At 66.4% G+C, this 441-nt stretch carries 1 protein-coding gene; it reads left to right on the top strand.

Going from position 1 to position 441, the window contains the following annotated elements; translation table 11 throughout:
* The coding region (locus tag AC1DSF_RS30915; RefSeq protein ID WP_478184128.1) for a hypothetical protein at nt 1–441 on the top strand (441 nt) is incomplete at both ends.

Raw genomic sequence — 441 nt, 5'->3', positions numbered from 1 at the left:
GCCCACCTCCGCGCTACGAAAGGCTCGCCGAGCTGCTCACGAAGGCCGTCAGCCGCGACGCCAGCCATGACGCGCTGCCCCCGGTCAAGAAGCTGATCGACAGGGAACTGAAGCAGCTGAAGGTCCCGCTCCGCCATCGGCGTGAACTCACTAACGCCCTGTTGGTGCGCTCGTGGCTGGGTTGCCTCCATAAGGCCCTGGTCCACCTCAAAGCCGTCCTGGCCGGTCTGTCCGCCGGCGACCAGTTGGCCGCCGGTCGAGAACTGGCCAAGGCTTTGGGAACGTTCAGCCACAATCCCGCGCTGCCGTACGGCCCACTCGGATACCAGCTTTTCGGCTTCAAGGTCGAGAAGAACGAGCGCGGCGGACGCCTGTCCGTACAGAGCCTCGGCGGCGACCCGCACACCAGCACCGTCCAACTCGGCGGGACGATCGCACTGG

The organism is Variovorax sp. 01N429 (assembly GCF_056399425.1).
This window is presented reverse-complemented; position numbering and strand designations above follow the sequence as displayed.